This is a genomic window from Loktanella salsilacus, from assembly GCF_024206795.1.
Lineage (GTDB): Bacteria > Pseudomonadota > Alphaproteobacteria > Rhodobacterales > Rhodobacteraceae > Loktanella > Loktanella salsilacus.
Map to the genome: position 1 here is coordinate 568,827 of NZ_CP072994.1, position 25,174 is coordinate 594,000.

The 25,174-nt window shown below is 57.6% G+C and carries 23 protein-coding genes; 7 read left to right on the forward strand and 16 right to left on the reverse strand.

What is annotated here, in order from left to right; translation table 11 throughout:
• Positions 1-44 precede the first annotated feature (44 nt).
• The 5 genes from KBW81_RS02910 to KBW81_RS02930 form a co-directional block, all read right to left on the reverse strand.
• On the reverse strand, positions 45-914 hold the full coding sequence (locus KBW81_RS02910; RefSeq protein ID WP_254248261.1) for a dimethyl sulfoxide reductase anchor subunit family protein: 870 nt from the start codon (positions 912-914) through the stop codon (positions 45-47).
• Positions 914-1,675, reverse strand: coding sequence for a 4Fe-4S dicluster domain-containing protein (locus tag KBW81_RS02915; protein WP_254248262.1), 762 nt, complete (start codon positions 1,673-1,675; stop codon positions 914-916). Before KBW81_RS02915 ends, KBW81_RS02910 begins: the two co-directional genes overlap by 1 nt.
• A 127-nt stretch (positions 1,676-1,802) precedes the next feature.
• The gene (locus KBW81_RS02920; RefSeq protein ID WP_254248263.1) at positions 1,803-4,643 is read right to left on the reverse strand and encodes a molybdopterin oxidoreductase family protein; all 2,841 of its coding nucleotides are present in this window, start codon (positions 4,641-4,643) and stop codon (positions 1,803-1,805) included.
• A gap of 273 nt (positions 4,644-4,916) precedes the next feature.
• Complete coding sequence (locus KBW81_RS02925; RefSeq protein ID WP_090190814.1) at positions 4,917-5,657, reverse strand: TSUP family transporter; 741 nt, start codon at positions 5,655-5,657, stop codon at positions 4,917-4,919.
• 107 nt (positions 5,658-5,764) lie between these two features.
• On the reverse strand, positions 5,765-7,147 hold the full coding sequence (locus KBW81_RS02930; RefSeq protein WP_254248264.1) for an aminotransferase family protein: 1,383 nt from the start codon (positions 7,145-7,147) through the stop codon (positions 5,765-5,767).
• Between the two features lie 299 nt (positions 7,148-7,446).
• On the opposite strand from KBW81_RS02930, the gene KBW81_RS02935 reads away from it, so the two are divergent.
• Positions 7,447-8,064 carry a PIN domain-containing protein gene (locus KBW81_RS02935; RefSeq protein ID WP_254248265.1) on the forward strand — a complete coding sequence of 206 codons (618 nt, stop codon included), beginning with the start codon at positions 7,447-7,449 and terminating at the stop codon, positions 8,062-8,064.
• On the opposite strand, the gene KBW81_RS02940 is transcribed toward KBW81_RS02935, so the two are convergent.
• Positions 8,061-8,318: a hypothetical protein gene (locus KBW81_RS02940; protein WP_090190810.1), complete on the reverse strand. Its 258-nt coding sequence runs from the start codon at positions 8,316-8,318 to the stop codon at positions 8,061-8,063. The genes KBW81_RS02935 and KBW81_RS02940 overlap by 4 nt on opposite strands.
• 267 nt (positions 8,319-8,585) lie before the next feature.
• On the opposite strand from KBW81_RS02940, the gene KBW81_RS02945 reads away from it, so the two are divergent.
• The gene (locus KBW81_RS02945) at positions 8,586-8,888 is read left to right on the forward strand and encodes a GlsB/YeaQ/YmgE family stress response membrane protein (protein WP_254248266.1); all 303 of its coding nucleotides are present in this window, start codon (positions 8,586-8,588) and stop codon (positions 8,886-8,888) included.
• 3 nt (positions 8,889-8,891) lie between these two features.
• Here KBW81_RS02945 and uvrB read toward each other — a convergent pair whose 3' ends face one another.
• Complete coding sequence (uvrB, locus tag KBW81_RS02950; protein ID WP_302059299.1) at positions 8,892-11,102, reverse strand: excinuclease ABC subunit UvrB; 2,211 nt, start codon at positions 11,100-11,102, stop codon at positions 8,892-8,894.
• A gap of 146 nt (positions 11,103-11,248) precedes the next feature.
• On the opposite strand from uvrB, the gene KBW81_RS02955 reads away from it, so the two are divergent.
• Positions 11,249-12,487 (forward strand): aminopeptidase, encoded by a 1,239-nt coding sequence (locus KBW81_RS02955; protein WP_254248267.1) that lies wholly within the window; start codon positions 11,249-11,251, stop codon positions 12,485-12,487.
• Position 12,488: 1 nt separating this feature from the next.
• Here the strand turns inward: KBW81_RS02955 and KBW81_RS02960 are convergent, their stop codons facing one another.
• Complete coding sequence (locus KBW81_RS02960) at positions 12,489-12,995, reverse strand: superoxide dismutase family protein (protein ID WP_254248268.1); 507 nt, start codon at positions 12,993-12,995, stop codon at positions 12,489-12,491.
• Between the two features lie 117 nt (positions 12,996-13,112).
• Here KBW81_RS02960 and KBW81_RS02965 point away from each other — a divergent pair, with 117 nt between their 5' ends.
• Entirely contained in the window at positions 13,113-13,424 is a 312-nt protein-coding gene (locus tag KBW81_RS02965; RefSeq protein WP_090190802.1) for an ETC complex I subunit, read from the forward strand.
• 680 nt (positions 13,425-14,104) lie between these two features.
• On the opposite strand, the gene KBW81_RS02970 is transcribed toward KBW81_RS02965, so the two are convergent.
• Positions 14,105-15,910 (reverse strand): ATP-binding protein, encoded by a 1,806-nt coding sequence (locus tag KBW81_RS02970; RefSeq protein WP_254248269.1) that lies wholly within the window; start codon positions 15,908-15,910, stop codon positions 14,105-14,107.
• Positions 15,907-17,031: an SIR2 family protein gene (locus KBW81_RS02975; RefSeq protein WP_254248270.1), complete on the reverse strand. Its 1,125-nt coding sequence runs from the start codon at positions 17,029-17,031 to the stop codon at positions 15,907-15,909. The genes KBW81_RS02970 and KBW81_RS02975 overlap by 4 nt, the downstream gene beginning before the upstream one ends.
• Positions 17,032-17,530: 499 nt before the next feature.
• On the opposite strand from KBW81_RS02975, the gene KBW81_RS02980 reads away from it, so the two are divergent.
• Both KBW81_RS02980 and KBW81_RS02985 read left to right on the forward strand, forming a co-directional pair.
• Positions 17,531-18,292 carry a Gfo/Idh/MocA family protein gene (locus tag KBW81_RS02980; protein WP_254248271.1) on the forward strand — a complete coding sequence of 254 codons (762 nt, stop codon included), beginning with the start codon at positions 17,531-17,533 and terminating at the stop codon, positions 18,290-18,292.
• A 434-nt stretch (positions 18,293-18,726) separates the two neighbouring features.
• On the forward strand, positions 18,727-19,308 hold the full coding sequence (locus KBW81_RS02985; protein WP_254248272.1) for a hemerythrin domain-containing protein: 582 nt from the start codon (positions 18,727-18,729) through the stop codon (positions 19,306-19,308).
• 482 nt (positions 19,309-19,790) lie between these two features.
• Here KBW81_RS02985 and KBW81_RS02990 read toward each other — a convergent pair whose 3' ends face one another.
• From KBW81_RS02990 to KBW81_RS03005, 4 genes are read right to left on the reverse strand one after another with little or no spacing between them, the layout of a single operon-like run.
• Positions 19,791-20,216 carry a rhodanese-like domain-containing protein gene (locus KBW81_RS02990; protein WP_254248273.1) on the reverse strand — a complete coding sequence of 142 codons (426 nt, stop codon included), beginning with the start codon at positions 20,214-20,216 and terminating at the stop codon, positions 19,791-19,793.
• Positions 20,217-20,240: 24 nt separating this feature from the next.
• Positions 20,241-20,960: a DUF1499 domain-containing protein gene (locus tag KBW81_RS02995; protein ID WP_254248274.1), complete on the reverse strand. Its 720-nt coding sequence runs from the start codon at positions 20,958-20,960 to the stop codon at positions 20,241-20,243.
• On the reverse strand, positions 20,953-22,254 hold the full coding sequence (locus KBW81_RS03000; protein WP_254248275.1) for an MFS transporter: 1,302 nt from the start codon (positions 22,252-22,254) through the stop codon (positions 20,953-20,955). Before KBW81_RS03000 ends, KBW81_RS02995 begins: the two co-directional genes overlap by 8 nt.
• Entirely contained in the window at positions 22,251-23,102 is an 852-nt protein-coding gene (locus KBW81_RS03005; protein WP_254248276.1) for a sterol desaturase family protein, read from the reverse strand. The genes KBW81_RS03000 and KBW81_RS03005 overlap by 4 nt, the downstream gene beginning before the upstream one ends.
• An 87-nt stretch (positions 23,103-23,189) precedes the next feature.
• On the opposite strand from KBW81_RS03005, the gene KBW81_RS03010 reads away from it, so the two are divergent.
• Complete coding sequence (locus KBW81_RS03010; RefSeq protein WP_254248277.1) at positions 23,190-23,852, forward strand: ArsR/SmtB family transcription factor; 663 nt, start codon at positions 23,190-23,192, stop codon at positions 23,850-23,852.
• A gap of 401 nt (positions 23,853-24,253) precedes the next feature.
• On the opposite strand, the gene KBW81_RS03015 is transcribed toward KBW81_RS03010, so the two are convergent.
• Positions 24,254-24,448: a hypothetical protein gene (locus tag KBW81_RS03015; protein ID WP_254248278.1), complete on the reverse strand. Its 195-nt coding sequence runs from the start codon at positions 24,446-24,448 to the stop codon at positions 24,254-24,256.
• A complete protein-coding gene (locus KBW81_RS03020) occupies positions 24,445-24,840 on the reverse strand; it encodes an XRE family transcriptional regulator (RefSeq protein WP_254248279.1) in 396 nt (131 codons plus the stop codon). The genes KBW81_RS03015 and KBW81_RS03020 overlap by 4 nt, the downstream gene beginning before the upstream one ends.
• Between the last annotated feature and the right edge of the window lie 334 nt (positions 24,841-25,174).

The following is a 25,174-nucleotide window of genomic DNA, read 5'->3' on the forward strand; positions in this document are numbered from 1 at the left end:
CGCCCCAACCCGATTTTTCGCCGAAAAATCGGACCGCCCCGCCGCTATCGCTTTCCATAGTACAGGCCGACCACATGTTCGGCCTGTGCGAAAAACAGCCAGCGCAGGCAGAGCACACCGGCGATATGGGCCAGTACGGCGACCAGCGCTGTGATATGCCCAAGCCCGGCCGCAATCAGCGGGATCGGCACGCCAAACGCCAGAATTAGCCCGATGGCGCGCAGCTGCAGCGCATGGCGGCGGCCGACAACATAAACAAATTCCCGTAGCAGATAGTTTGACCCCGAGTGCGGCGGCAGGAATGCGCGCACGCGGCCGATGTCACCCAGCCCGGTGGCCGTGCCCAATGTCGTGCCAGACTGCTGCAAGCGCGTATCGCCCGTGATCCACGCAACCAGTTGCAAGACGGCGGCCAAGGCCAGCAGGACCAGCGCGGCACTGCCGCGATTGGCCAAGATGGCCCCGCCCGCCAGCGACAGCGCCAGAAACAGCGAAGGCGTCGTCCAGTGCCGCCAGCGCGGCACGGTGCGCATTTGGGTATAGATCATCGCGGTGGTGAAAACGGTGGCAAGGCAACCCAGCGATACCAGCCATCCCAAGGGCGCGGCCGAGATGTCCCAGATCCGCAGCAAGGCGAACACCCCGCCTGTGAGCAGCGTCGCAATCGCCGCGATCGCTTCGCGTGACAGCCAGCTGGTGCGCCACTGGGTGACTGCCAAATAGGCGCGTTCTGGATGGCCAAGGTGGAATGTCGATGCCAAAAGCCCGCCGACCGCCATGGCATAGGCCAGCGCAAAAAACGCAAAGGCGACCCAGCCGGTGGGGGCGGGTTGGCCAAGGCCAAGCCAGAACAGCAGGCCGAACCCGAGCCCGGAAAACGTCGTGAATAAAATGACGGAGGGTGCCGGATGCATCAGGCATGTCCCCCCGGCAGCTTGGACAACGCCTTGTCCAGCCACGCAATCAGCCCTTTGCTGTCGCTGGCCACGGGGGCCAGCAAGGGCGCAAGGATATTGATTTGATCGGCGTCGCGGGGCCGCGGCGGCAGATATTTGTTCACGGGCTTGGTCCCCATCTCTGGCATCAGATCAAAGCCGCCGCGTTCGGCCACCAGCTTGCTGACGTCCGAGTCCGCATCGCCCAGATCACCAAAGTGCCGCGCGCCTGCGGGGCAGGTCCGCACACATGCGGGGGTGCGGTCGACCTCTGGCAGGGCCTCGTTATAGATGCGATCGACGCAAAGCGTGCATTTCTTCATCACCCCCGCCGCCGGGTCCATTTCCCGCGCGCCATAAGGACAGGCCCAAGCGCACAGCCCGCAGCCGATGCAGGCGTCCTCGTTCACCAAGACGATGCCGTCGGCCTGCCGCTTATAGCTGGCACCCGTGGGGCAAACGGTAACGCAGGGCGCGTCGTCGCAGTGCAGGCAGGATTTGGGAAAGTGGACTTGCTGCGTCGGGCGGTCCTGGGGGGTCACCTCGTAGCTGTGCACGCGGTTCAGGAATGTGCCGCTGGGGTCCGCGCCGTAAGGGTCTTGGTCCGAGAGCGGCGCGCCCAGATCGCTTTGCGTGTTCCACGCTTTGCAGGCCACGACGCAGGCATGACAGCCAACGCAGGTATCAAGGTCGATCACAAGGCCGAGCTTTACGGCAGAGGGCGGCGGCAAGGTTGTCATTTGGTGCAGCCTTTGCGGAAGGGTGATTTTTCGGTGAAAAATCGGGGGGGCCAGCCCCCCGTCCTGCGGACTCCCCCCGAGGTATTTCTGACCAGAAGAAGGAGGGCGGGGCGGTGCGAAAGAGCGATCATGCTTTGCCAACCTTCCAGCGCAGGCTGCGCGGTGCCTGCGGAAGCGGGGACGCGATGGGCGGTAGGATCGGTTGCGATTCTTGCGGTGCGCCGGATTTTTCGATTTTGACGCGTAGGTCGAACCACGCGGCCTGGCCGGTAATCGGGTCGGAATTGGACCAGCGCAGACCGTCGCCTTTGGGCGGCAGCAGCTCGTGGATTAGGTGGTTTAGCAGGAAGCCTTTTGTTGCCTCCGGCGCGTCCTTGTCCAGCGCCCAAGCGCCCTTGCGTTTGCCAATGGCGTTCCACGTCCAGACTGTGTTTTCGTTCAGGGATTCCTGTAGCGCGACAGGCACGGTGATCGACCCGTGGGCAGAGGTTACGCGGGCCCAGTCGCCGTCCTTGAAGCCGTGCTTGGTCCAGATTTTCGTCGGTACATAAAGCGGGTTATGCCCGTGAATTTGCCGCAGCCACGCATTCTGGCCGCCCCAGCTGTGATACATCGCCATGGGCCGCTGGGTCAGGGCGTGCAGGTCGTATTCGGCGGGGTCGATATGGCCATCCTCGAACGGGGGATACCAGATCGGCAGGGGATCCATGGTGACTTTGATCTGGCCGCGCAGGTGGTCGGGGGGCTGGCGCAAACCGTGCCCTTCGGCGGCGAGCTGAAAGCGGCGCATCGGTTCGACGTAAAGCTGAAAGATATAGGGCTGCGGCGCGTCATACAGACCCATGGTTACCGCCCAGTCCTGATAGGCGCGGTTGAAGGGTTTGTAGTATGCTGCCTCTGCCGGGATATGGCTGGTCCAGAAGCCGCCGTTGGCGATGTATTCGTTCAGCTGGTTGTCGTTCGGCTCACCGCGCCCGCCTTGCAATCCGTTGTCGCCTATGCGCCAGCCCGCCAGTGGGCCGATGCCGGGGCGGCGCAGGTGGTGGGTGATGTAATCGGCGTAGTCGGCGTATTTGGCGCTGCCGTCGGCGTTCACGAAACCGGGCAAGTCCAGCCGCGCACCCAGATCGCAGAGCACGGATTGAAAGGCGCGCACGTCACGGTCCGGTGCGACCACGGGCCAGCGGATCGCGTCAGCGACGGCGTCCGCCTCGCAGATTGGGCGGTCGAGCAGGGAAATGCAGTCGTGACGCTCCAGATAGGTTGTATCGGGCAAAATCAGGTCGGCGTAGGCCACCATCTCAGACGCATAGGCGTCGGAATAGATGATCCGCGGGATGACATAGTCGCCGTCCTCGGTTTGGTCGGTCAGCATATCGATCACGCCGCGCGTGTTCATCGACGAATTCCAAGACATATTCGCCATATACATAAATAGCGTGTCGATTTTATAGGGATCGCCGGCGTGGGCATTGCTGATGACCATGTGCATCAGGCCATGGGCGGACATGGGGTTTTCCCAGGTGAAGGCCTTGTCGATGCGGGCTGGATCGCCAGCGTCGGTCAAGCACAGATCCTCTGGCCCTTGGGGATAGCCAAGGTGGGGGCCGTTCAGCGGCTGACCGGGGACAACTTTGCAATGCGGTTTGGGGTGAGCCGTCGCGGGCTTGGGGTAGGGCGGTTTAAAGCGCATGCCGCCGGGGGTTTCCACCGCGCCGAGGATGATCTGCAGCGTATGCAGGGCGCGGCAGGTCTGAAAGCCGTTGGAATGGGCGCTGATGCCGCGCATGGCGTGGACGCTGACGGGGCGGCCAATCATTTGGTCGTGCTTTTTGCCGCGGAAATCGGTCCAAGGCTGGTCCAGAATGACGGGCTGATTGAAGGCGACGTCGGCCATATCGGCGGCCAGCTGGCGGATGCGGGACGCGGGGATGCCGACGCGGTCCGCCACGTTTTCGGGCGCATGGACCGGGTCGGTATAACGGTCGGCCATCAGGTGAAACACGCTGCGGTGGGTGAAACCCGCGTTGCGCCATGTGCCAGTCAGGCTGGGTTCGACACCAACCCCGTTCCATGGGGCCAGCTTGCCGGTGCGGCGATCGATCACTTGCGGGCGTAGTTCGTCATCGCGGATGAACAGGCCATAGTCTGGCGATTTGGGGTCTTGGTTCACCAGGACAGAGGCATTGGTGAAGCGCGCCAGATAGTCGGTGTCGATCTGGGCTGCGGTCATCAGGCAGTGAATTAGCGATAGGATCAGCAGCCCGTCATTGCCCGGGGTCACGCCGAACCAATCGTCTGCGACAGCGTTATAACCGGTCCGGATCGGGTTCACGCCGACGATGCGCGCGCCCCGCGCCTTCAGCTTGCCGATCCCCATCTTGATCGGGTTGCTGTCGTGGTCTTCGGCCACGCCGAACAGCAGGAACAGCTTGGTATGGTCCCAATCCGGCTGGCCAAATTCCCAGAACGCGCCGCCCATCGTATAGATGCCCGCCGCCGCCATGTTCACGCTGCAAAAGCCGCCGTGGGCGGCGTAGTTCGGCGTGCCAAAGCCCTGCGCCCAAAGCGAGGTAAAGCTTTGCGACTGATCGCGCCCGGTAAAGAACGCCAGCTTTTCCGGCGCTGTTTCGCGCAGTGGCTTGAGCCAAGACGTCGCGAGCTCCAGCGCCTCGTCCCAGGTGATTTCTTCGTATTCCCCCGACCCGCGCGGGCCAGTGCGTTTCATCGGTGCCCGCAGGCGGGACGGCGCATTGTGCTGCATGATGCCCGCAGAGCCCTTTGCACAGAGCACGCCTTTGTTCAGCGGGTGGTCGCGGTTGCCTTCGATATAGGCGGCGCGTTTTTTGCCGTCAGGGCCGTCCTTCATATGCACGTCGATGCCGCAACGACAGGCGCACATATAGCAAGTGGTTTTGCGGATTTCGGTGCCGATGGGCTTGGACAGGTCGAGCACAGGGTCGGTCATGGGTTCGCCTTTCGTGCCGGATCGGCGCAAGGTTGCGGCTTGGTCGACGTGCGGATCATGTGCAAACGGGCCCCTCCTGTCGCATTGGCTGCTGTGACCCTGCCCGGTCCGTCATGGACCAGCCCCCCTTGCGGGTCGCGGCGCTGATGGTGCGGGTATTGTTCATGATGACAGGCGCAATGACCAGTGTATCAATTTGGTAATCTCTGCAGCGGTTTGCGGCGCAAGGGGCAAGAATACCGACGTAAAACCGCGCAGAGCGGGCCGTATCAATCAGGTCAAGCTGCGCAGAACACCAAGCACTGACAGGCAAAGCAGCAACCACGTGGCAAAGCGGCGAAAGGTGGCGGGCGGCGCTGCGGCAAAGCGGCGATTGCCAAGCAGGATACCAGCGGCAAGAAAGGGCGTCGCGATCAAGGCTGCGGCAAAGGTGTCCGTGGTGATCTGGCCGCCAAGCCCCAGCAGGGGCAGGGTCATCAGATCAAGGCCGGTCAGAAACACGATCATAGTCGCGCGAAAAGTTGCGGCGGGGATCGGCTGCGCCCCAAGGCAGGCGGCAACGGGCAACCCGCCGACACCTGCTGCATTCGCGCTGCCTGCAACTATGCCCGTGAGGACGTGACCCATGCGGCCTAAGGGCTGCTGGAGCGTCCAGCCGCTGAGCATGACGAGAGACAGAACCCCGATGATGGCGCTGATCAACAGTTGGACCGTTGGCGCGGGTAGTTGCAACATGACCCAGATCGCGGCGGGCAGGGCCAACGCCGCCCCCGCCAGCAACGCGCCCGCGCGGTGCCAGTCAATGTGCCCCCGCATGCCCCGTGCTTGCAGGGATGTCATGGCAATTTCTGCCATGAAGACGACCGGGATCAAAGGCAGCGGGTTTGTGACAAGGCTCGCGCAGGCAATGAAAATCGCGGAAAAGCCAAAGCCTGTGTAGCCGCGTATGATCGCCGCCCCAAGCAGGGCGCATGCCAGAAAGGCCGCTGCGGCTGGGGCGAGGTCAAAAGGCATATTTCACGGCCTAACATCCGGGGGGCGACCCGATTTTTCGGCGAAAAATCGGGTTAGGGCTCTGCCCTAAAACCCGAGATATTTTTGACCAGAAGAAGGACGGACCCTTACCCGAGGACGCGGGTCAGGGCCTTGTCGACGGCACCGGTGATTTCGTCGATGTCATCTTTCGTCGCGATCAAGGCGGGGGCGAACAGCAGGGTGTTGTTAAAGCCGGGGACAGAGCGGTTGGTTGCACCGATGATCACGCCTTGCCCCATGCAGTCTGCGACGATGGCGCCGACTTGCTTTTCGTTCAGCGGATCCTTGGTGCCACGGTTTGTCACCAGTTCCGCCCCGGCGAACAAGCCTTGGCCGCGCACGTCGCCGATGACGGCGTGTTTGTCCATCAGCGCATGTAGATTGCTCAGCAGGTGGGCACCCATGGTGGTGGAGTTTTCCAGTAGACCCTCTTCTTCGATGATCGCCATGTTTTCGATCGCGGCTGTCGGGCCTGCGGTGCAGCCGCCGAAGGTCGAGATGTCGCGGAAATAGGACAGGTGGTCCGTGTCGTCCTTGAACTGTTCGAAGACCGCATTCGTCGTCACGCAGCACGAAATCGCCGCATAGCCAGAGGCAACGCCTTTGGCCATCGTCACGATGTCGGGCTGCACGCCGTAGTGCTGGTAGCCGAACCATGTGCCGGTCCGGCCAAGGCCGCAGACGACTTCGTCGATGTGCAGCAGGATGTCGTATTTTTTGCAGATTTCCTGCACGCGATCCCAATAGCCCTGCGGCGGGGTGATGATGCCGCCGCCTGCGGTGATCGGCTCTAGGCACAGCGCACCGACGGTGTCGGGGCCTTCGCGCAGGATGACCTCTTCAATCGCGACGGCAGCGCGGCGGCCGTAATCGGCGTCGGTTAATCCGTCTTGGCGGCGGTATTCAAGGCAATGCGGCACCATGATAAAGCCGGGCGTGAAGGGGCCGTATTGCGCATTCCGCTCTTCCTGACCGCCGGCGGACAGGTTGGCGATGGTGGTGCCGTGGTAATCCCGCTCGCGGTACAGGATCTTGTATTTGCGCCCGCCGTGGTGCTTGTGCGCAATCTGGCGCACCATCTTAAAGGCTTTCTCGTTCGCCTCGGACCCGGAGTTGGCATAGTAGACGCGGTCCAGCCCCGGCATTTTGGCGGTGAGCATTTCGGCAAACTGTGCGGCAGGGATGTTGCCAGCGGCACCGGCATAAAAGTTCAGCTTGGTCAGTTGGGCGGCCATCGCATCAGCGATCCGCTTGCGCCCGTAGCCGACGTTCACTGTCCAGACCGCGCCGGACACCGCGTCCAGATGCTCGCGCCCTGTGATGTCCCAGACGCGCAGGCCTTTGCCTTCGACCATGATGCGCGGATCAACGGTTTCAAAAGGTTTGTGCTGCACCAAATGGTGCCAGACATGGGCCTTGTCGGCAGAGATGATTGCGGCGGGATCGTTCGACAAGGCGTGCTGGTTCATGGCTGGGTTCCGGTAAGCTGGTGCAATGCGATGGCAAGCCCAATCTTGAGATCAGGCCCGATCATTTGCAAGAGAATGTGACCAAATGGTTAAAATTGCAGCAAGGACCGCGACAGTTCGCAGTCTGTCCGCGACACGCGGGTTGGCGCTTTGCCCCATTGCGCGGGGGATACGTAGGATCGCGGTTGCTTTGGGATGTCAAAGCACTGATACCACAACCGTAGGTTTTGACGTTTGCGTGATCGCCGGATGCCGCCCTTGTGGCGGCGGCGCTGCGCAAAAGGGCTAAGGCGAAGATCATGTTGAATGTCGCAGGGGCGCTGGGCGCGCTGTTCGTGCTGGCCGCGCTGGCGGGGATGGATCCTGCCGCATTGCGCGCGCTTGGCGTGGCGACGTTGATCGTTTTGGCGCTGGGTCTGTTGTGGGACGGGCTGTCGTTGCTGGTGCAGCGCGGGCCTGCCCGGCAGCGGGGGCGGGTCAGGCCGCGGCGGCCGACGCGGCCAGCGCCACGCGCACAGGCCCGTCCGGCAACCTTGATCGTGGACGGATCAAACGTGATGCATTGGAACGGCGAAGCGTCGCATATGGTTCTGACCCGCGTCATCGCCAAGCTGGTCCAAAGCGGAGAGCGCCCTCATGTCTATTTCGACGCCAATGTTGGGTATAAACTGAAAGGGCAGTATCTGGGCGATCGCGCCATGGCGGCGATGCTGGGCCTGCCTGAAAAGCGCGTGACCGTCGTCGACGCCGGCGTCCCTGCCGATCCTGTGCTGCTAGAACATGCGATCAAGGCGGGGCTGCGAGTTGTCACTAATGATCGATTTATGGAGTGGCGGCCGCAGTTCCCGCAAATCGGAAACCGCGGCTTTTTGGTCAAGGGGCGCTGGCAGCAGGGCACCCCCATGGTGCAGCTTTAGCCTTCGACGCGGGTGATGCTGAGGAATTTGCCGACGCCGTTGTCGCCATTGCTTTGGTAGTCGATCAGGATGCGATCACCGGCGATCAGATCCGTCGGCAGGGCGAAGTCAGCGGGGACTTCCCAGATGGACCGGTCGTCCAGCACGATCACATGGGACACGCGGTCATAGGCGACAACGGTGCCGGTGGTATCATCCGCAAGCGCGGGCAGCGCAAAGGCGGTCAGGGCAGCAGAGATCAACAAAAGGCGCATGGCCGGTGTCCTTGGGTAAAGTGTTACAAAACTGTAAGTGGCGTGAATTTTGAGGCGTGCAAGTAGGGCGCGATCCCGCATGCAAAATATATAGTTCATAGATGGTGCAAAATGGTGGAGCCGATCGGGATCGATCGGCCACCTTGTCGTTGCGAACGACGCGCCCTCCCGGCGGGGCTAGGTTCCCACCGTTGCACATAAGGTGGTGCGGGGCAGGTCCCATTGCGCCGCTGCGCATCATCCATCATGCTAAATCAAGGTTAACAAATGGAGACGGTGATGGAGACGTTTTTCGAAGTAGTCGGCTGGGGTGCGCTGACATTCCTTGCGATCATCGGCCTTGTGGCGGGGTTGATTGCATCCGCTGTTACCGGCGGCAACCGCGCCGCCTATGTGATCGCAGGCATTCTTGGCGCAATCGCGCTGCCCTTTGTGCTGGCGCTGCTGGGCGTCACGGCTGCCATCGGCGCAAGCCTGATTGCGATCTTGGTGATGGGGATAATTGGCGCGGTGCTGCTGGTCGTGTTGTTTAAGGCGCTGACGGGACGTGCCGACACGCCCCGCCGTTAGGATTTATTTCTTCTTGCCGCCATATCGGGACTTGCCGCCGCGCATGCCGCCGCGGCCACCGGTGGATCGGCCTGACGCTTTGGCCGAATCCTCGACCGCTTTGTCTACGGCCTGCTGGCGCGCCAGTGGGTCGTCGGCGATGGCCAGTTCAACCGCCTCAAGCCGCTTCAACTCGTCGCGCAGGCGGGCGGCTTCTTCGAACTCTAGGTTCTCGGCCGCTTTGCGCATATCGGTGCGCAGACCTTCCAGAACGGCCTTCATGTTTGACCCTTGGCGTTCCACTTTGGCGGTGACGCGGTTCATGTCCACGTCGCCTTTGTAGAGGCCGGCAAGGATATCCTCGACGTTCTTTTTCACGGTCATCGGCGTGATGTTGTGTTCGACGTTATAGGCCATCTGCCGCGTGCGGCGGCGTTCGGTTTCCAGCATCGCCCGTTCCATAGAGCCGGTGATACGGTCGGCATACATGATCACGCGGCCTTCGGCGTTCCGCGCGGCGCGGCCGATGGTCTGCACAAGCGAGGTTTCAGAGCGCAAAAAGCCTTCTTTGTCCGCGTCTAGAATAGCGACAAGGCCGCATTCGGGAATATCCAGACCCTCGCGCAGCAGGTTGATGCCGATCAGCACGTCGAATGCACCAAGGCGCAGGTCGCGCAAAATCTCGATCCGTTCGATCGTGTCGATGTCAGAGTGCATGTAGCGCACGCGGATGCCCTGTTCGTGCATGTATTCGGTCAGGTCTTCTGACATGCGTTTGGTCAGGGTCGTGACAAGCGTGCGGTAGCCTGCGGCGTTGACCTTGCGCACCTCGTCCAGCAGGTCGTCGACCTGCATTTCGACCGGGCGGATTTCGATCTGCGGGTCGATCAGACCGGTGGGGCGGATGATTTGTTCGGTAAAGACGCCGCCTGTCTGCTCCAGCTCCCACGCCGCTGGCGTGGCGCTGACGAACACGGATTGCGGGCGCATGGCGTCCCATTCTTCGAACTTCAGCGGGCGGTTATCCATGCAGGACGGCAGGCGGAAGCCATGTTCCGCCAGCGTCATCTTGCGCCTAAAGTCACCCTTATACATCGCGCCGATTTGCGGAACGCTGACGTGGGATTCGTCAGCGAAAACAATGGCATTGTCGGGGATGAATTCGAACAGGGTGGGGGGCGGCTCTCCTGGGGCGCGGCCGGTCAGATAGCGGGAATAGTTCTCGATCCCGTTGCACACGCCGGTGGCCTCTAGCATTTCCAAATCGAAATTGGTGCGCTGTTCCAGACGTTGCGCCTCTAACAGTTTGCCGTCGGCGACAAGCTGGTTCAGCCGCATCCGCAGCTCTTTTTTGATGCCGATGACGGCCTGCTGCATCGTGGGTTTCGGCGTGACGTAGTGGCTGTTGGCGTAAACGCGGATTTTCTGAAAGGTATCCGTGCGCTCTCCGGTCAGGGGGTCGAATTCGGTGATCGCCTCTAGTTCCTCGCCAAAGAACGACAGCTTCCATGCGCGGTCATCCATGTGGGCGGGCCAGATTTCCAGACTATCGCCGCGCACGCGGAAACAGCCGCGCTGGAAGCCTGCATCGTTGCGGCGGTACTGCTGCGCGATCAGGTCGGCCATGATCTTGCGCTGGTCGTAGGATTTGCCGACGTGGATGTCCTGCGTCATCGCGCCGTAGGTTTCGACAGACCCGATGCCATAGATGCAAGACACGGACGCCACGATGATCACATCGTCGCGTTCCAGCAGTGCCCGCGTGGCCGAGTGGCGCATCCGGTCGATCTGCTCGTTGATCTGGGATTCCTTCTCGATATAGGTATCCGACCGCGCGACATAGGCTTCGGGCTGGTAATAGTCGTAGTAGCTGACGAAGTATTCGACGGCGTTGTCGGGAAAGAAGCCTTTGAATTCGCCGTAAAGCTGCGCCGCCAGCGTCTTGTTCGGCGCAAGGATGATGGCTGGGCGCTGGGTGTCTTCGATCAGTTTCGCCATGGTAAATGTCTTGCCCGTGCCGGTCGCCCCCAGCAGCACCTGATCCCGCTCGCCGGCGCGCAAGCCGCCTGCGAGTTCAACAATTGCCTTGGGCTGGTCGCCTGCAGGTTCGAATTCGGTTTTGAGCACAAAGGCGCGCCCGCCTTCCATCTTTTCCCGGTCGCGCACATTGGGCGCGGGATTGGACAGATAGGCAGCGTCAGCAATTTCACGTTTGTCGGTTTGGGCGTAGGCCATGCGGAATCCTTTGGGGCTGCGCTATATTTGACCTCGAAGCGCCCCGGTTCAAGGGGCACTGCTGACAGGATACGTCAGCAGGCGCGCGCTGCTTGACGATACGCATAGCGGGCGTAGGTATGGGGCACATCTGAAAAGGACACATTATGTCATCCCACCTAGATCCTGAAAAACTAGACCGTCTTGCCGAAGTTGCCGTGCGTACCGGTGTGAACCTGCAAAAGGGGCAGGACTTGATCATCACCGCAAACATGTCTGCCCTGCCGCTGGTGCAGCGGATTGCGGTGCACGCCTATAAGGCCGGGGCCGGTCTGGTGCTGCCGTTCTTTACCGATGATGCGATCACGCTGGCGCGGTATGAAAACGCTGATGACGCCAGCTTTGACCGGGCCGCCGACTGGTTTTACGAAGGTCTGGGTAAAGCCTATAACGGCGGGGCTGCGCGCATGGCGATCACCGGCGACGACCCGATGCTGCTGGCAGACCAAGACGCTGGCAAGGTCGCCCGCGCGTCCAAGGCTGTGTCCATCGCTGGCAAACCCGCGATGGGCCCGATTGTCGGGTTCGAGGTGAACTGGAACATCGTCGCCTTTCCCGGTGCCGCATGGGCCGCGCGCGTCTTTCCCGATGTTCCGGTGCAAGAGGCGCAGTCCAAATTGCTTGACGCGATCTATGACGCATCCCGCCTTGATGGCGCAGACCCGGTGCAGAACTGGGCTGACCACACGGCAGAGCTGAAAACCCGCGTGAAGTGGCTGAACGCGCAGAACTTCGAAGCGCTACAATACACTGGCCCCGGTACCGACCTGCGCCTTGGTCTGGCCGAAGGTCACATTTGGAAGGGCGGCGCATCGCCTGCGCTCAATGGCGTTGTGTGCCAGCCCAACATTCCGACAGAGGAGGTCTTTACCTGCCCGCACGCCTATAAGGTCGACGGCACCGTGTCCGCGACTAAGCCGCTGGCCTATCAAGGCACAGTGATCCGCGACATCTCTGTTCGGTTCGAAGCGGGCAAGATTGTGGATGCGACCGCGTCAGCCGGCGAGGCGGTGTTCCGCGACTTGCTAGGCGTTGATGATGGGTCTAGCCGTATTGGCGAAGTCGCCCTGGTGCCGCATTCCTCACCGATCTCTCAGTCAGGCACGCTGTTTTATAACACGCTGTTCGACGAAAACGCCTCCTGCCACATCGCGCTGGGCCAGTCCTATGCGGATACGGTCGCTGGCGGATCAGAGCTGGGCGAGGACGAGCTAAAGCAAAAGGGCGCGAACCAGTCGCTGATCCATGTCGATTGGATGATCGGGTCTGGCGATGTCGATATCGATGGCATCACCCGGACGGGGGACATCGTCCCGGTGATGCGCAAAGGCGAATGGGCGTTTTAAGTTATTCGCCAAACACACCGCAGGCGATCCGGTCGCCTGCGGCACCCGACGGCTGGCTGGCGTAATCGTCAGTCCCGGCGTGCACGATGAAAGCAGAGCCGTCTTCGTCGTTCATCAGCTCTGGCGTCAACATCGCGTTAAAGAATTCCATCTTCGCCGTGCCGTCTTCTGCCACGGTGATGTTGGGGATATCGCCCGGATGCGGACCATTGGCGGCCATCACGCCGTGGTCGTGCCCGTCCGCCAAGTGACCGCCAGCGCTGGTGAAATCAGCGGCGGAACAGTCGCCGGTTTCATGCACATGGATCGCATGCTGGCCCGCAGGCAGGCCGGACAGATCGATTTGAACCAGCACCGCGCTTGATTCTGTGGGCGTGACGGTGACGGTGCCAGCGGCACCATCTGGGCCTGAAATGGCGGCGGTCGTCGGCGTCATATCAGCATGTGCTGCGGCAAATGCGCTGGCGGGCAGGACGCTCAGCGCAGCAATAAGAGGAAGCATTTTCATGGGTTCAGCCTTTGTTAATGTCTGTGAGGGATCAACGCGGCGATGTGACTGCGGGTTCCTCTTGCCCTTGGCACTGGTTTTGCCGATAACAGCGGCGGTTCAACAGGAGCACAGTCCATGCAGGCCCGTATCTATCGCCCCGCTAAAACCGCCATGTCATCTGGCACAGCCAAGACTCACGTCTGGGTTCTGGATTTCGTGAAAGACAGCGCAAGAGAGATCGATCCGCTGATGGGCTGGACCAGCTCTACCGATACGCAAAGCCAAGTGCGCCTGCAGTTCGACACCAAGCAAGAGGCCGTCGATTACGCCCGCGACCACGGTATCGACGCTGTCGTGACCGAACCCCAAACGCGCCAAGCCAACGTGCGCGCTGGCGGCTACGGTGAAAATTTCGCGACCTTCCGGCGCGGTGTTTGGACACACTGATTATTTGTGAATCGTAGTAAAGTTGCCGCCAATTCGACGTAAAGATTTGGCCAAAACACTGTGTAAATCAACATGATGTGGCTTTGCGATTTCTTTGTGTAGATATGGTTTTCGTTTTCTTGTTTGGTTTGCGACTAAATGTCGAAGCCTGATGTCGCGTAAAATTCGTTGCGAACTGAAAGAGTGCTGCTGTAAGCGCGTTCAGCGTGGCACGGAAAGGGCTCGAACCTCCCCAGAGCATGACATTTTTCATAAGTAGTGTTCGGGATAAGAAAGAAGCCGCTGACGTGGCATTGGCAACTGCTTTGTAATCAGTAGGTCCGCGGTTCGAGTCCGTGTGGGGGCACCATTTTTATATAAAATTCAAGTACTTGTATAGTTTTCGGTTCTGACGATAGCTGTCTTAAAATTCCGGAAGCTTATAGGAACCTCTTGTTCTACTGTGGCGCTTGGAACACACTAAAAGAGACTCATGTCTCGCGGATTGAAAGACAAGATTTCCTAGATCTGCATGCCAATCCGCCATTCCATGGAGCACCTGTGCTGGAATATTTTAAAATCGGATTCTCTCCAGCCTAGCGTGGTGCAGGAACCTTCGATTGGCACACAAGCAGGGCATTCAAACGAGATGTAGAAAATGATCCGTCGCTGTCGTACTAGCGGCGCATTGTTCGTCAAGTCTATATGATATCGTCGACGCCGCCCCACAGCTCGGTCAGATCGACATCTCTGCTGTCAGGCTCACGGTCGACCTCTAGTTTATCGATTTGTAGCAACATGGGTATGTCAAATGTTGTCCCCGTCACCACACACGCTCCTTTAGGTAAAGAAGGGATTTGGGATTTTGAAACGGAATCAAGTGTTGAAATAGTACTGTCAAGTAATGCCAAGTCTCGATCATTGACGAGACGATGTATGAAATAGTTGTGGATTTGCGAAACTATGGTCGGAGATATATCCGACGGCCTTTGACTTGCAAGTGTAAGAAAAACTCCAAATTTCCGGCCCTCCTTAATGATCTCCTCAAAAAGCTCTAACCGATAGTCTTTCCAACTTTCAGCTTCTCGGGAGGATTGTGTCGACAATATATTATGAGCTTCATCAATAACTAGGTGAACTGTAGTGGTAGGGGGTGATGTGCTTGTTTCCTTTTGGTGTTCAAAATATTGTTTTGCGACAAGTATAGGAATGATTTTTTTTATTTCTTGCTTAACTTCTCTGAGAGAAATTACAGTCAATGGCTTAGTAGTCTCAGCTTGATCATCGCTTACTGAAATAACTTTTTTTAGATCCTCTTTTATGGCCTCCATTCTACGAAGAAGGGGTTGAATGTGGTCGTATTGTGCTGAGCCGCCTAAAACGTCACGAATAATTTGCAGATTTGAGCGCACTTGAAGCTCATCGAATCCATCTAACGTTCCGGCGTCTAGATCATCCACATAATCCAAAAACCTCTTCTTGCAGAATTTGGACTCGCCCTCCTGACTTAGGAATTTCCATGTTCCATTCTCTATATAATGGAAGCTGTCGACATCAGGACCGCGCCTAAGTCCAACACCATCAAGTGCTTCTGTCAAATCGCCTTCATCGTCTAGAAAACGCGCAAGATACTTGAGTTGTTCTAGGGCTTCGAGGCTAGGAGATTTCGATTTAAGAACTAGTTCAAAGGTTGCTCTGAGGTACCTTGCAAGAGAATTATCAATTTCTTTGAATCTGTTGCGACCTGACACAACACGCTTTAGAAATGGCTTTTGCGTGTTGGCTGTAGCTTGAAACAAAATTCCTAGAGTTTCCGCATCCCAAAATTCTTGATTGGATATAGCGAAGCGGTCAGCCTTAGACCGCCTTGTGCTCAACTTTATAACTTCTTTAAATTGTTCTTGCGCAAGTTGTTCGCCCGTATACTCTCCGTTGAAGTCGAGAAAAATAAACTTACTCTTATTAATCATTCCTTCGATCTTAGTATCGAAAAGCGTGGTAAATAATTTAGCAAGCGTATTAGATTTACCGCTACCGGTGTTCCCAAAAATACCAATATGAGTATTGAAAATATCTCTCCAGGGTAGAGAGATTGGTAAGTCCTCTTTAAGTAGGCTCCCAATTACAAAGCTATCTAAAGATTTCTTCTCAAATATTTTTTCCACTTGTTTCGCAGGCATCAGTTTGGCTGGGTCGCCAATTTTAGGTAGAAATTTTATGCCGTCTTGAAATTTCCCGTCTTCAAAATACCCGATGGGACGTGCCTTTAGTTTCCTGACATATTGAAAATTCGGCCCCTCTCCCTCCTTCCATCTTTCATCCAGAATTTCACCCTCGACAATGCATATTACTTCTCGGAAGCCATGGTCGATTGCAATAAATTCACGAATTGATACTCCCTTGTAGGACTGCCCATGGTAAAAGTGAGTTTCAAGGTTTGAATTGTCGTTGGCCTTGATCGTTATTTCAACTCCGACCACAGCAGTTACTTGACCTATCTCAATCATTTTTCGCTACTCGTCGGAGGTGGAGGATTTGCTGAAAAGACATCATTGTTAAAGGCGTCGAAATTTAATGCGCCTACTGTTCGAATGAGCTGCACGTTATCAAAGCCACTGAATTTAAATTCGAGGAAAGATTTTATTGAATCGGAGTAGCAGCAAATGAAAACTTTGAGCGTTGGATTAGATAGCGATCTTTTTACCAAGCTTAAAATATGTTCATCTGCAAAGGAAAAACCAAATATTATGAATACCGAGTTCGGTCGTTCAAGTTCATAACTTAAAGCTCGCAGCGATTGGTAGTAGTGTTCCTCGAAGACTGTTTCGTGGAATTTCCATTTTGTCGGGTTGACGATTGGCAGTTCGCGGTAATCGTCCCAGAATGCTTTGCGATCACTATCGGGCACTACAAATTCATCGGGGTCAATATCGCTATCATCTAATGTTTCATCACATATTATATCTTCAAAATCAGATGTCATCCACGTGGAAACGTTCGTCGCTCGATTTGAGGACTTATTTAGATCGTAAGAAACTTCGATATTTTCGCCATCTTTGTACCAATAGACAGAACCATGCGGCTGGATAAGGTTGATCTGAGGTACGCTAATTTCGTGTTGATCAAAAGTACCTTGATCCTTTACATATCTGTTAAAGCTTCTCGTTTGAAGTGTGCGCTTTACAAATCCGATACTGCCGTCGTTCAAAATGAAATCATATTTTCCACTTTGCAACATTCTTTCCGCGCAGTGTGCGATAAGCCCGTCATAATTTGTGGTGAAAATGTTAGCTCTTTTAGTTTGTCCCTTTTTGTTTAATATAGCTAGAATGGACTTCAAGAACTTAATGTAATTTATGAGAACCGCTCTCTGCGGCGATTTCAGTGAGTCAACATCAAAATTCGCGGCGGGGGCTATGACGTTCTCGACGTAGTAAGAGAATAAAAGACACATTATGTCTTCATCATCTTCGAACAGAGTGGCAAGAGTCTCTAGTGTATGCGGTTTAGAATTACTGCTTTGCTTTATCTTTAACTCGAGTGTGGGAAGAATTCCAACTGATGCACCTGAGCCAATAAGGAAACTCAGATTTTTGTCGTAAATATCGCTTCTATTAATGATAGTCACGTTGCCCCCTAATTTTACGCTACAACCTATACGATTAGACCCCTCCAGCATCAAGCGTTTCAGGCTGATGTTGCCTGAGCACGATTTTTGTCAAGCAGTGCAAGGTGTGAGGATTTCTGCTAAGGTCGCGATGCTCGACGGGCACGCCTAAATGCGGCGTCTTGGCACCAAATTGAGCTGAGAAAAATTCTTTGCGGGTGCTTGGTGGTGATAATCTTAGTCAGAAGTCGATCGTTGACCGTACTAGCGTTCTGACCGCAAATAATCGGCTTTATGTGAACTTTTAGCGCCCTACGGAGCGTAGGGCGCGATAAATTTTTCATATTTTTACGTACCTGTCGAATTGTGCGAGAAATTGACCCAGTTTTCCGAAACGTCGTGACCCACCAGCTGCCATTAATTCTGCCGACTTCCCATAAGGTTATCATAAGCCAGAGGGGTCAACGCCAATTGAAAAAATGGGTCAATTCGACCCCGAAATCAACAGCTTGTGCGTTTGGTGACCGAGACCGGCATACCCTTCATTCTAACCCAGACTTACACCGGCTACCCGATGGTCCGCGAGGCGCGCGCCTTGGTCGCGGCAGGCCGTATCGGGCACGTGCGCCATGTGCAGGTAGAGTATCTACAAGACTGGCTAGCTGAACCGGTCGAGCGTGGGGGTCAGAAGCAGGCTGCGTGGCGCGCTGACCCAGCGCAGTCGGGAGCGGGCGGGTGCATCGCAGATATCGGCACCCATGCCTTCAACCTTGCAACCTTCGTATCCGGTCTTGTGCCGCATGCCCTACTGGCTGATCTGACAGCTTTCGTCCCTGGCCGAGCACTTGACGACAATGCGGCACTCCTGCTCCGGTTCGAGGGCGGGGCCAAGGGCATTATCTGGGCAAGCCAAGTGGCGCCTGGCACGAAGAATGGTCTGCGCCTCCGCGTGGTAGGCGAGGCCGGGGGCCTGATGTGGGATCAGGAGCACCCCGACGATCTGGAGTTTACTCCCCTCGGCCAACCCACACAGAGCTTGCGGCGTGGCGGTGAGGGGGTGGCCACAGCATCCCGTTTGCCGGCAGGTCACCCGGAAGGCTATCTTGAGGCCTTTGCCACGCTTTACGCCGAGGCCGCGGGAATGGTTCGGAGGTTTCGCGAAGGGGCAAAACCGGATCAAGCGACGATGTTGCCGACGGTGACTGACGGGCTGGCGGGTATGCGCTTTATCTCTGCTGGCGTTCGGTCGCACGAAGGTGGCGCGGTGTGGATCAATCTATGAAAGACAGCATTGACGACAGGACGTCGGCAATTCCGCCGAGCCAACCCCTCGATTTGCCAAAGGGGAGACTGGGCTGGGATCCTGAATTTGCGCTGTATTCTTTCAGCAAGTGGATGAGTGTCCGATGCTCGTTGATCCTGAGCAGTAAGGCCACTTGGGACCCGTTTTCATTCCGCCATAGACCGAATGCGGCACCGAGTTAGACAGAGCTTGCGCGTCTGCAGTTAACGGCAAAAAGGTCCGTTGACCGATGTTTGAGCCAACATAACGCTGCAAGATGCACGAATGGCCGGTCTGGTGAAGCTGCGCCGCAGCGCTCTACAATATCGTGAAGGTCTGGTTTGGGCCGATATCGTTTGCAACCTTACGGCGATTGCCTCTTCCGCCGAGACGACGTTCTTGACACGGCGTGGGTAAAGGCTTTCTTACCAAGCATGACTGACCTCTCAACCCAATCGCTCCATGACCTCAATATTGATGAGGCTTCACGGCCTAAAGCGCCGAAGGTTTCGGCGGCAACAGACATGCACCGTCGCCAAGGTCGACAGCTGGCGGCAATTCATCGTCACTATCTGATGGAGATGGCCCAGATCGGTGCGGTGTTGGCGCGGATCGAAGCGAGGGATACCCCCCCGGAACATCTGAAGAAGATCGTGCTTTCTCTCGATATGGCCGAGAACTTTCGCGCGTTCGGATCTCTCTGCGGGCGAGAGTGCCAGGTTCTCAAGTTTCACCACGACATCGAAGGCTCCGATATGTTCCCCCGGATCGAGGCGGCTGGCGGAGGTAAGTTCCGAGAGGTCGTAGCCAAGCTGCTTTCAGAGCACGAGGTGGTCCATGAATTGATAATCCGCCTCGGTCGAGCCGCTGACGCGCTGGCGGACGATCCAGGAGAGGCGAACTTCGTTCAAGCGGCCACCACCTACCGAAAGCTGGAAGAGGTCGTTCGCTCCCATTTTGGCTATGAGGAAACGGAGTTGGCGGAGGCCATCGGGTATTACCTCGGGGCGATCTGACGTCGCACCCCGGATAACTCTGCAAAGCGCTACGACATGCCGCTATGGAAAAGCGGTGCCTCAGCGATGACCATTTTACCAAAGGTCCGGAATTGGACGCGATCGGCCGTAGCGAAGCTGGCCTTCAATCGGTAGCTATGAGCCGATAACGACCGAGGCGACCCCACCTACACGAGGGGCGGGAAGCGGTCCTTCGCTGCAACTTGCACCGAGGTCTGCTGAGCGGACTTTTCCGACTTTCGCTGCAACCGCGAAATTGAATTAGCCTGAAAGCCAGCATCAACACCAAGGGCGGAGAGCTGCCGTTCGCTGCGGTCTGCTCCGATGTCTGCAATGCGCAGGAAGCTGCCTTTTGCAAAGGCACGGCGCTCCTACGGTATAGTTGGGTCGTATCGGCCTGGTGGGGGCAACCGGGTGCGCCCACGACCATTGTCTGCTTAGGTAAATTCGTTCTGCCCGAGATTTCGAGCAGGACGTTTCCTTCAAGGCTTGTATGCCGCGTCCTGTTGCCAACCGATGAGTCCGGTTTGCATCACAACGACGTTCGCTCGACCGGCTACGCGCAGGGCAAAGGCCGCCTGGGCCGACAAGCTCCCAGTATTGCAGAATAGGATCGTCATGCGACCTTCTGGAATTTCATCGATCCGGTCGAGCACTTCGCGCCATTCGATGTTGACGGAACCCAGAATCGTTCCGTCTTCAAACTGTCCCGGATCACGTGTGTCGACGAAGAGTGCCGACTCGAACACGGACTGATCGATCTGTTGGGGCAGGATGATGCCGGATTCATATTCCGAGAACATCATATATTCCTGCATCGCCTCTATGGCGGCGTCTTGCGCCAGGGCGGGTGCCATATGGATGCCGAGCGCGACGGTCGCCGCCGCAAGAACGTGGCATACCTTCATCAAATTACTCCTCTATTCTCGTTCTCATTCACCGGTTTTCAGTTTCAAGTCTGTAAAGAAAGCCTCGATACGCCGGGCGTTGGCGCCACGGTCGATCTGGCCAAGGCGCGAGCGCGAGCGCATGTCGAGACGGGTGCCCACTTCGGTTTCGGTGACGCGGATCGCCACTTCGTCCTCAAACCCGAAGATATGGCTCCGGGCGATGGCTTCGAGCTGGCCTTCGACGGGATCGGCCGAGAGCACCTCCCAGCCGCGCGCCTCGACTAGGGCCCGCACCGTTTCGAATGCGTCGTCGACAGAGAGCGGCAATTCCAGCGGCCGCACATGCGGGTAAGCGGCGAGTTGCGGTTCAACATTCAGTGTCGGGTAGTCGCTCGGTGTCACGGTGAACCAGAATACCGGCGGATCTTCGATGTCGGTCGAGATGTCGTTGATTGGTGGTGTCGTTCGCGCGGCGATCTCGAAGACAGTTCCGAGACCAGCAATTGGCAACGACAGGATCAGGCCAAGTAGCGCAACCAAGGCTCCGCCCCGTCGCGAAAGCATCCACCTCAGCAATGCGGCGAGCGCAACGATGACTCCGGCTCCCGCCGTCCAAGCACCCCAACCGGCAAGGTCATAGGCTTTGGGCCAAGGCCAGCCGCCTGCCCGAAAGCCCCAGACCGATACGGTAAAAAGCGCAAGGGACGAAAGGCCCAGCAAGGTGGATAGGACGCCAAGGCGGCGGGTCAACGAGTCATGCATCTGTAAGCTCCTGATCGGGGACGGGATTGAGGCGAGGGTGCGTTTCGTCCATTTTAAGGACAAGCCAAAGCCCCGACAGCGCCATTGCGGCACTCGTCAACCAGAACCCTGCCTCGAGCATACCCGAGGCATCTGCGATCAATCCCATAGCAAGCGCCCCGATGGCATAACCGAGGTCACGCCAGAACCGGTAAACGCCCAGTGCCGAACCGCGCCAAGCGGGGTGCGCGATGTCACCCATCGCTGCAATGAGGGTTGGATAGAGCAGCGCCATGCCGACCCCGATGATGGCGGCGGCAACGGCCCAACCCGAAGTTGTTGCGAGGAACGGAAACACAAGGACGCCACCGGAACAGATGAAAAAGCCTGCAACAGTAGGCCACTTGCGCCCCAAAACATCAGACAGTGGTCCAGTCCACAGTTGGCTACCGCCCCAGACGAGACCGTAGATGCCAGTTACCCAGCCGATCTCGATCAAGCTTGCCCCCTTCGCCACCATGAAGACCGGCACCAGAGCCCACATCAGCGCATCGACGAATTTCTCGATACTGCCCGCTTGCGCCAGCGCCATAAAAGTGCGGTTGCGCCAAGTGACCAAGGCAAAGATCTGGGCCGAGGTCGGGTTTTCGGACCCTTCGACGTAACGCGGGTGCGGTCCGTTGCTCGTGCCCGACTTGTGTCGCGCGGCCTCGGCGCGGGCATAAGGAAGCGTCTCGGTAAAAGCCAGCACCGCTGCCGCAAGGGCGATAAGGGTCACGACAAGGCCAAAAGCAAACAGGGTCATACGCGGATCGAAATAGCTGGCCAGATAGCCGGTCGAGAGGGCTGCCAGCGCCACGCCTCCATAGCCTGCGAATTCGTTGAATCCGGTGGCCAGCCCGCGCTGCGATCCCTTCACGATGTCCATCTTGGCGGTGACGGTCATCGACCAGCAGAACCCTTGGTTGACGCCCAAAAGCACGTTTGCGGCCACGATCCAGCCCCAGGACGGTGCCCAAAGGATCAAGAACGGGATCGGCAGGGCGACCAGCCAACCCCAAATCAAAACCCGCCGCCGCCCGACCCGCTCGGATAGGCGGCCCGAAACGAAGTTCATCGTGCCCTTCACGATCCCGAAAGAGACAACAAAGGCAAAGATTGTCGTCATTGAGCCCTGAACGACGCCGAATTCCGTTTCGGCCAGAGCAGGGACCACTGTGCGTTGCAGGCCGATAGTCAGGCCTACGAAGAATACCTGTAATAGCTGCTCAAGAAACGGGCGCAGGTTCTCGCGGATACCGAGGGCGTAGGTCATTTCTGCTCTTTCGCTGTTGAGTGTGAATCAAGCGCGTGACCCGATGGCGGGCCGCGCAAGGGTTGGATCAGCATCCGGTCCAGCCAGAGATCGCGGCGGGTGTGGAACTGCTCGATCCCGATGTTCATTTTTTCATGACCCTTGGCGGGTTGGGCGACATATGTGCCAAGCAATCGGTCCCACCATGGCAGATTGAAACCGTAGTTCGAGTTGGTCTCGCGCGGGTCGACAGAATGGTGAACCCGGTGCATGTCGGGTGTCACCACGAACAGGCGCAGCACGCGATCGACAGGACGCGACAGGTTGATGTTGGCGTGGTTAAAGAGTGCGGTGGCATTCAGGATCACCTCGAAAAGCAGGACGGCAACGGCTGGCGGGCCAAGGGCGGCAACTACGGCCAACTTGATCCCCATGGAGATGAGAATTTCCACAGGATGAAAGCGCAGCCCCGTCGTCGCGTCGAAGTCGAGATCCGCGTGGTGCATCCGGTGCAGCCGCCAAAGCCCCGGCACCGCGTGGAACATGACGTGTTGAAGGTAGATCGCGAGGTCGAGCATCACCATCGACACGACAATGGAGACCGAGGCAGGCACATCTATGTTATTGAAGAAACCCCATCCACGTTCCTCCGACATGACGGCAAGTCCGACCGCGAGGATCGGGAACATCGTGCGCAGGATCACGGTATCGAGAACGACAAGGGCAATGTTGTTCGTCCACCGGATCACGCGCGGGATGTCCCTTTGCCGCCGAGGGGCTGTAACCTCCCACAGTGCCATCGTCGCCAGGACGCCCAAGAAAGCGGCAAGTCGGATCGTTGGCCCAGCGGCAAGGATGGTCTCGGTCATTCGTTTGGGACTTCCGACTTGCGATGCGCGATGGAATCGATATCATTCAAGTTATTGCTTGAATGATATAATCTCCCGAGGTCTCCCATGTCAATCAGCCCAAAGAAGGCCCTTCTCGACGAATACGCCCTCGTCGCGAGGGCCCTGTCGGCACCCGCACGTCTCATGCTCCTTGAACAAATGGCGCAAGGCGAGCGTGGCGTAGAGGCACTTGCTGAGAAGGCCGGCCTCACCATCGCAAATTGCTCCCAGCATTTGCAGCAACTGCGACGCACGGGCCTTGTCACCAGCCGCCGAGACGGAAAGGCCGTGATCTACCGGTTGACCGACGCGAAGACGCTGGAACTGATGGACCTCATGCGCGTCGTCGCCGAACGGAATCTGGCGCAGGTAGGGTGCATCCTGCGTGGGCTCTCAGGCGGCGAAGACGCGCCCGAACCGATCAGCCGAGATCAACTCGCAACCCGATTGGCCGAGGGGTCAGTCACCGTACTCGACATCCGACCCGCGGATGAATTCGCCGTCGGCCACATACCGGGGGCGGTCAACGCGACAGTGACTGAGATTGAAGGAATTATCGCGACCCTCGATCCACGCGCTGAGATCGTGGCCTATTGCCGGGGACCCTACTGTGTTTATGCCCACCAAGCCGTCGCCGCCCTGCGCAAATATGGCTTCAATGCACGGCGCCTTGAGGGCGGGTTTCCCGAATGGCGCGAGGACGGGCGTGCCATTCGGTCAATGTCCTGATGAACAGAAACCTTGTTTGCTGTCACCACCGTCCAATTTAGTTACTTCCTTTCAAAGCAGACGTTGCGGGTTTCAGAACCGCGCGGCGACTGCTTTGGCGGCCTGATTGGAAGTCCGTCTCGCGTCCGCTTCGCGCTGTGAGCGGTTGTTAGACGTGTTTCACACCAACGGCAGCTGTGGGCCGTTCCCGACGATGGCTCGACTGTCAGCCGAGATGCCTCAAACGGCCTGACGATGATAGGCAGAATTGTTCACCCCGATGCATCGGCACCCCAAGGCATCCCCGTCAGCATAGGCACCCTTTCTAGGACATCGTCACAAATGACGAGCCATTCCTCCCTCAACTAGTTGCTAAGGCGTCCTGCACACCAATCACCGAAGTGATAAAGCGGGACGTGATGTCAGGCGCGCGGTGGCTCAGGATCAGCCCGCACACCCTCCTTCAGCAGTAGCTGCAACTCTTGCGTCAGATTGAACGTCACGCGTGGCAACCGACCACCCGTAATCGCGCGCAACGTCATGACCCATTCCCATTCTGTATCCGTCAGAGGACGGCGGTTCGGCAGCTTGAACATCCCATCACCATGCTCTGTCATTTCGAGAATATCCCCCGGAGTGCGGTGCGCGAGCGGCTCGTGAGGGACGGGTCGATGCGACCGGAAGCATCGCGCAACTCCTCCAACCAGATCACTTCGTTTCGTGTGACGACGGTGCCAAAGATGTCCGCAATCGCGGTTTTCTCGGTCTCGTTGCCCCGCTGCTGGAATGCGAGTAGGAAAAGGCGCTTTGGGTCACATTCTAGCGCATTCGCAAGTGCCAGAACGCGGTCGAGTGGAAGCTTCGTCGTGCCAGATTTAATCATCGACAAAACGTTGGCGTTCACGAAACCTGCCTCACCCGCAATTTCGATCTGTGACTTCGGCCGCAATTGCAAGGTGCGCTTAGAGACGTAGGCCGCAAGTGCGGTGTCTGCATAGGGTCGTTTCATCTTTCAATTCCAAAAAAGCACACAGCTGACTGCTGCACTTTCTTTATAGCGTCGCGCAAGTAGGGGCTGATTGGGAACTGCTAGCGATTAAGCTCCGGAACACAAACGCATGTTCCTCAATTTATTCACATCAAATATTTGACGATGTTAGTCAGCACATCTAAATCTTGTGTTGCCCCTAGGGGCAAACAAAGTTGTTCGCCTGTTAGGTATGCGCGTTTCCACCTACACTTACTTTCCCGACGGCTACATTTGCAGATGTCGTAAGAATATAGAATTTAAACTCGGGTGTCTGACGCTATTAACGATTTTCAAATGGCAAAACGCAAGGCAT

Bases quoted from the DNA above. Each gene is read 5' to 3' on its own strand.
- KBW81_RS02910 (WP_254248261.1), bottom strand. From the start codon at position 914: ATGCATCCGGCACCCTCCGTCATTTTATTCACGACGTTTTCCGGGCTC.
- KBW81_RS03010 (WP_254248277.1), top strand. From the start codon at position 23,190: ATGTCAATCAGCCCAAAGAAGGCCCTTCTCGACGAATACGCCCTCGTC.
- KBW81_RS03020 (WP_254248279.1), bottom strand. From the start codon at position 24,840: ATGAAACGACCCTATGCAGACACCGCACTTGCGGCCTACGTCTCTAAG.
- KBW81_RS02920 (WP_254248263.1), bottom strand. From the start codon at position 4,643: ATGACCGACCCTGTGCTCGACCTGTCCAAGCCCATCGGCACCGAAATC.
- uvrB (WP_302059299.1), bottom strand. From the start codon at position 11,102: ATGGCCTACGCCCAAACCGACAAACGTGAAATTGCTGACGCTGCCTAT.
- KBW81_RS02965 (WP_090190802.1), top strand. From the start codon at position 13,113: ATGCAGGCCCGTATCTATCGCCCCGCTAAAACCGCCATGTCATCTGGC.
- KBW81_RS03000 (WP_254248275.1), bottom strand. From the start codon at position 22,254: ATGACCTACGCCCTCGGTATCCGCGAGAACCTGCGCCCGTTTCTTGAG.
- KBW81_RS02985 (WP_254248272.1), top strand. From the start codon at position 18,727: ATGACTGACCTCTCAACCCAATCGCTCCATGACCTCAATATTGATGAG.
- KBW81_RS02970 (WP_254248269.1), bottom strand. From the start codon at position 15,910: ATGATTGAGATAGGTCAAGTAACTGCTGTGGTCGGAGTTGAAATAACG.
- KBW81_RS02990 (WP_254248273.1), bottom strand. From the start codon at position 20,216: ATGAAGGTATGCCACGTTCTTGCGGCGGCGACCGTCGCGCTCGGCATC.
- KBW81_RS02940 (WP_090190810.1), bottom strand. From the start codon at position 8,318: ATGCGCCTTTTGTTGATCTCTGCTGCCCTGACCGCCTTTGCGCTGCCC.
- KBW81_RS02930 (WP_254248264.1), bottom strand. From the start codon at position 7,147: ATGAACCAGCACGCCTTGTCGAACGATCCCGCCGCAATCATCTCTGCC.
- KBW81_RS02925 (WP_090190814.1), bottom strand. From the start codon at position 5,657: ATGCCTTTTGACCTCGCCCCAGCCGCAGCGGCCTTTCTGGCATGCGCC.
- KBW81_RS02995 (WP_254248274.1), bottom strand. From the start codon at position 20,960: ATGCATGACTCGTTGACCCGCCGCCTTGGCGTCCTATCCACCTTGCTG.
- KBW81_RS02960 (WP_254248268.1), bottom strand. From the start codon at position 12,995: ATGAAAATGCTTCCTCTTATTGCTGCGCTGAGCGTCCTGCCCGCCAGC.
- KBW81_RS02955 (WP_254248267.1), top strand. From the start codon at position 11,249: ATGTCATCCCACCTAGATCCTGAAAAACTAGACCGTCTTGCCGAAGTT.
- KBW81_RS02945 (WP_254248266.1), top strand. From the start codon at position 8,586: ATGGAGACGGTGATGGAGACGTTTTTCGAAGTAGTCGGCTGGGGTGCG.
- KBW81_RS02915 (WP_254248262.1), bottom strand. From the start codon at position 1,675: ATGACAACCTTGCCGCCGCCCTCTGCCGTAAAGCTCGGCCTTGTGATC.
- KBW81_RS03005 (WP_254248276.1), bottom strand. From the start codon at position 23,102: ATGACCGAGACCATCCTTGCCGCTGGGCCAACGATCCGACTTGCCGCT.
- KBW81_RS03015 (WP_254248278.1), bottom strand. From the start codon at position 24,448: ATGACAGAGCATGGTGATGGGATGTTCAAGCTGCCGAACCGCCGTCCT.
- KBW81_RS02935 (WP_254248265.1), top strand. From the start codon at position 7,447: ATGTTGAATGTCGCAGGGGCGCTGGGCGCGCTGTTCGTGCTGGCCGCG.